The sequence below is a fragment of the Treponema zioleckii genome (assembly GCF_014737315.1).
Classification (GTDB): Bacteria; Spirochaetota; Spirochaetia; order Treponematales; family Treponemataceae; genus Treponema_D; species Treponema_D zioleckii.
Genome location: NZ_JPUF01000105.1, coordinates 1 through 5,205 on the forward strand (window position 1 = coordinate 1; position 5,205 = coordinate 5,205).

3 protein-coding genes and 1 pseudogene are annotated in these 5,205 nt (G+C 45.4%); 3 read left to right on the plus strand and 1 reads right to left on the minus strand.

The window, feature by feature from the left end:
• The first annotated feature begins 181 nt into the window (after window positions 1-181).
• Together JI65_RS16280 and JI65_RS16285 are read left to right on the plus strand one after the other, a co-directional pair.
• Entirely contained in the window at window positions 182-877 is a 696-nt protein-coding gene (locus JI65_RS16280) for a GTP pyrophosphokinase (protein ID WP_191018222.1), read from the plus strand.
• Between the two features lie 289 nt (window positions 878-1,166).
• Entirely contained in the window at window positions 1,167-1,805 is a 639-nt protein-coding gene (locus tag JI65_RS16285) for a 3'-5' exonuclease family protein (protein WP_191018225.1), read from the plus strand.
• Here JI65_RS16285 and JI65_RS16290 read toward each other — a convergent pair.
• Window positions 1,782-2,603 carry a pseudouridine synthase gene (locus tag JI65_RS16290; protein WP_191018223.1) on the minus strand — a complete coding sequence of 274 codons (822 nt, stop codon included), beginning with the start codon at window positions 2,601-2,603 and terminating at the stop codon, window positions 1,782-1,784. The two genes, JI65_RS16285 and JI65_RS16290, sit on opposite strands and share 24 nt — an antisense overlap.
• Before the next feature lie 108 nt (window positions 2,604-2,711).
• Here JI65_RS16290 and JI65_RS16295 point away from each other — a divergent pair.
• Window positions 2,712-5,205: pseudogene (locus JI65_RS16295) on the plus strand (cache domain-containing protein); the annotation flags it as partial.

Sequence of the window (5,205 nt, forward strand, 5' to 3'; positions counted from 1 at the left end):
TAGTCGCTCATTTGCAAACGTCCCCGTTGCTTTTAATATACATTGCCATCGTGCTTGCGTCAACTTTTGAAATCCCGCAACTACATTCAGGGCATCTCGAAAAACTTGAAATTTGAATGTTTTTAGAGGTTCCCTTTATAAAATTTTGACCTTAGCAAAAAATCTTACTATATTACATAAAATGAACAGCGAATTAATTTTAAAACAAACAGCTAAAGACAATCACTACAATATGCCCGCAGAGCCTTCTCAGATGATAAACGTTGCCCTGCAGTTCCAGCAGCTCCTGATGCTTTACGAAAGCGCCATAAAACAGCTCAAAACAAAGTTCGAGATTTTGGAGGATGAATTTGAAAGTAAGCACGAGCGCAAGCCGATAAACAACATTTCGAGCCGAATAAAAGAACCTATGAGCATTGCAGAAAAACTGCAGCGAAAAGGCTTCGCAATCACGATAGACAACATGGTTACGAAGCTCTACGACATAGCCGGAATCCGGATTACCTGCCCGTTCATAAGCGACGTTTACCACGTGTACCGAATGCTTTTGAATCAGGATGACGTTGAGATTATCGAACTGAAGGACTACATAAAAAATCCGAAGAAAAGCGGATACAGAAGCCTTCACGTAATCGTAAAAGTCCGCGTGTCGTTCAGTGACGAAAAGCGCGACATTCCGGTGGAAATCCAAATCCGCACCATTGCGATGGACTTTTGGGCGGCACTTGAACATCAGATTCACTACAAAAAAGATTACAAAATGCCCCCTGACGTTGACGAAGAATTAAAGCAGATTGCCGACACAATCTCCCAGACCGACGAGCGCATGGAAAAACTCGCCAAGAACCTGCCGGACTTCATAGACTATTCAAACTAAAAACAAAAGCCGTATCACAATAGGATACGGCTTTTATTCTTTATGGGCTTATTTCATTTTATTCTGCATTACTAGCGGAAGATGATTTTTTTCTTTTTGATACTGTTGCATTCGCATTCTCGATTTCGGCTCTTGTTATAGACCTGCTCACCTTCCTGAAAAAATAAAGGAAAGGGCGTAAAATCCATGGTTGAGCCACTTGCCCTCACCCTGTATACTGTAAGCGAATTATGACCGATTTTTATTTTTTGACATTGAATGTGCGAACTGCTTCGAGGGAGTAGGGAAGATGTGTTCGTTTGGGTACGTGCTTACCGACGAGTCCTTTAACATAATCGAGACCGATGACATTGTTATGAACCCTGAATGCGAGTTTGACTGGTATCTTTTTGCGAACAAGAACGACATAAAGCTTGCATATCCGCGCGAGCATTTTAGAAAACAGCCGAATTTTACGACTTTTTACGAGCGCATAAAAAAACTTGCCACCGCCGAGAACAGGCTTGTCTTCGGATTCAGTTCGTTGAACGACGTTGGATTTGTGGTTACGGCCTGCGAGCGGTACAATCTTCCGCGAATCGACTTTGCCGCCTACGATTTGGAAAAAATCATAAAAAAAGATGAAGTGATTTTTGGAAGTCTTGAAAAACGTTGCGAGATTTTAGGTTGCGACAATTCTGATTTGCAGGCTCACAAAAGTTCTGACGACGCAATAATGACGATGCGGCTTTTGAAAAATTTCGTCCAGAAAGAGAACCTTAGCGTCTCGGAATTGTGTCAGAAAAATCAGCAGCAGTGCTATTCTTCAAAGCAATTCTTAAAGCGCCGGGAGCAGCGCGCAAAAAAAAAGGCAAGAAAAGCCCGATTTGCCGAAAGTTTTTCTGTGAACCGCCGCAGAAAAGATTCAAAAACAATTCGTTTCGACTAAATCTGTCGGAAGGTCCCGTAAGATTTTGTATTCGCCAGGAGCGAGGTTTTGCGAACTTAATGCGAGATTCCCGAACGAGATTCGCTTTAGGTATTCGACTTCGTTTCCGACGGCAAGAAAGAGTCTTCGGACCTCGTGGAATTTTCCTTCCGTAACCGTAACTTCGCATTCCGTGGCGGAAATCCATTTTAAGACGGCTGGAGCGGAAGTTTCTTCGGGAGATTTTTTCTCTGCCGGCAAGATGACTCCCGAACTGAATTTTTTTGCGTATTCGAGCTGACTTTCTGCCGGCACAGGGTTTTTTAGCCGCGCAAAATAAGTTTTTTCTATTTTGCTTTCAGGCGAGGCCAAAAAATGCGAGAGATTTCCGTCTGTTGTGAGAATCAAAAGCCCTTCCGTGTCCGCGTCGAGCCTTCCTACGGTGTGCAGAGTTTGCCCGCTTGCTTCAATCTGGCTTAAAAGAGAGTTATTTATGAGCGTGTAAACCGTCTTGTGGGAATCGGAAAAGTGACTGCAAACAAAGTGCGCAGGTTTGTGCATGACAATGTACCAGTCTGCGGGAACGGTGAACTCAAAACTTGTAGATTTTTCTTTGCCCGCCGAGAGTTTTTGGGAATCAGCCTTCAAACTCTTAAAATCTTTTTTGACGTGAATCCTGTCCCCTGTCTGGACAAGAAATTTATTGTCGTTGATTTTTTCTCCGTTCACGAAAATTTCATTTTTCTTAAAAAAATTCTTTGCCCCGCGCTGACTGCACAGTCCTTTTTGAATCAGAATTCCGTCAATCCGTTTTTTCATTCGACTATTTTGCACCAGATTTCAGAAATAATCACTTAATTTTGTTTCTGAATTTCCGAAAATTACCAATGAAGGTAATTACTTTTTTAATTTGTTAGGGGATTTGGTTTGACTTCTGGTCAGAAAATTGCGGTCAGCCTGCTTTTTTCTGTTGTTTTATTTGCGGCTTTTGCGGTTGCGGCTTTTGCGGGTCTTTTTGACATTGTGGAAACCCGCTTTTATCAGCCAAAAGTAAAACAAAGCATTGAAAAAAGACTTGCGGGGCTTTCCGCCGCTCAAACGACATATTTTGAGACTCTTGCAGAGCGATTTGACACGTTTTCCAAAAATTCGGACGTGCGCTCGTATGTTTCCGTGCGCCCGGAAGTCGAGTCTGTAAAAAATCGTGAGCAGCTCCGAGTTGACCTTTTTGCCGAGACGCCGGCCCTCCGCGGAATAAGAATTTTGGATTCCTCAGGAATCACGATTCATTACAGTTCATTTGACAGCGATGTTCTCCAAAAAACTGCGCAGTCAGTAGTTTACAAAAAATACACAGACTTCAAGGATTTGCCTTACGCTTCGATTTTTGTCCCTGCCGTTACAGGCGAAAAAGCTTACGCTCCAGACGAAGTGCCTGCTCTGGAAAAATGCAAGTTTTATCGCGACGAAAGTGACAACCGAATTATTTTTGCGTATCCGTTTTACGATTCTATCCCATCGTATCGCGGAACGATTCTCTTTTACTGCGACCCGAACGATTTGAGCCACTATTTGCAGGAGCAGAATCTTGTTACGGTGAGCGACAACGCAAAACTCGTTACAAAGCCAAAAAAAGCAGACGGAAGCTATTCGAACTTCGGAGGATTCGTTTTCGGACTCCCGACCGTGAGCCAGGGGGCTTTTGAGGCTGCGATTCTTGACCATTGGGAAAATTACGCTGACATCACCGTGCAAAAAATCATTGCAGACGAAAATACTCAGAAAATCCTTTTTTCGCTCGACAACAAAAATCCTGATTTTGGCTTTATTGCCTGGATTTACAACGATTCTATAATAGAATTCTCAAAGCCAATAAAAGTCCTTCTTTTGACGATTTCGTTCATCACGCTTTTTTTGCTGATTTTCCTGCTTTTTAGCTTGAAGCATGATGACATGGTCGTTATTGAAGAGCGAATAAAAAGGCTTCAGCTTGCCGTCATTACGGAGGCTCTTAAGCGCAAGGATTCCGATGTGAATTCTTTGCCAGCCGATTTGGCGAGACGAAAAGAAAGCCTGAGCGATGAAATTAAGAAGAGTCTCGGTCGCCGTGGCAAAAAGCACTCAAAGGAAGTTGAGGAACTTTTGGAGCACAGCTGGGATGAAATTTTAGGAATTTTGGGCGTAAAACCCGCTTCAAATGGCGGAATGCTTGATACAGCTGAACTTAGGCAAATGCTTGAAGATATTCTCGGAAGCGGAACAATCAGCGTAAAGCAGATTCATACAGTTGAATCTGATGATTCTTTGCGCACCACCTCACATGCAGAACCTGCCGCGCCCGTAGCCACTCAGCCCAACCCTGACGTCATATCCCCGTCCACCTCGGAGCGAGCGAGCCACCCAGCCGAGCCAGCAGAAGCCGTTGAAGAACTTTCCGAAGTCGAGGAAGCTGAGTCAGCCGAAGATGCAGAAGAACTTTCCGATGTTGAAGAAGCCGAGCCTGCCGAAGTTGCAGAAGAACTCGCCGATGTTGAAGAAACCGAGCCAGCGGAATCTGCAGAAGAGCTTTCCGAGGACGAAGAGAACGAGCCTGCGGAAGCTGTTGAAGAACTTTCCGAAATTGAAGATGCTGAACCGGCCGAAGTTGTCGCGGAAGAAATTTCCGATGTTGAAGAAGCCGAACCTGCGGAAGCTGTTGAAGAACTTTCCGAAATTGAGGAAGCCGAGCCAGCCGAAGTTGCAGAAGAACTTTCCGAGGTTGAAGATGCTGAACCGGCCGAAGTTGCAGAAGAGCTTTCCGAAGTCGAAGAGACCGGGCCTGACGAAGATGCAGAAGAACTCACCGAAGTCGAGGAAGCCGAGCCTGCCGAAGTAGTTGAAGAACATTCCGAGGTTGAAGAGGTCGAGCCAGCCGAAGATGCAGAAGAACTCACCGAAGTCGAGGAAGCTGAGCCAGCGGAAGCCGTTGAAGAACTTTCCGAGGTTGAAGAAAACGAGCCTGCCGAAGTAGTTGAAGAGCTTTCCGAGGTTGAAGAGGTCGAATCTGCGGAAGTTGCGGAAGAACATTCCGAAGTCGAGGAAGCTGAGCCAGCGGAAGATGCAGGAGAACTTTCCGAAGTCGAGGAATCCGAGCCTGCCGAAGTAGTTGAAGAGCTTTCCGAGGTTGAAGAGGCTGAACCGGCCGAAGTTGCAGAAGAACATTCCGAAGTCGAAGAGGCCGAACCAGCCGAAGATGCAGGAGAACTTTCCGAAGTCGAGGAATCCGAGCCTGCGGAAGCCGTTGAAGAACTTTCCGAGGACGAAGAAGCCGAATCTGCGGAAGCTGTTGAAGAACATTCCGAAGTCGAAGAGGTCGAACCAGCGGAATATGCGGAAGAACTCACCGAAGTCGAGGAAGCTGAGCCTGCCGAACTTGCGGAAG

What these genes read in the sequence shown, in the direction of transcription:
- JI65_RS16280 (WP_191018222.1), top strand. Translation starts at nt 182, where the DNA reads ATGAACAGCGAATTAATTTTAAAACAAACAGCTAAAGACAATCACTAC.
- JI65_RS16290 (WP_191018223.1), bottom strand. Translation starts at nt 2,603, where the DNA reads ATGAAAAAACGGATTGACGGAATTCTGATTCAAAAAGGACTGTGCAGT.
- JI65_RS16285 (WP_191018225.1), top strand. Translation starts at nt 1,167, where the DNA reads ATGTGTTCGTTTGGGTACGTGCTTACCGACGAGTCCTTTAACATAATC.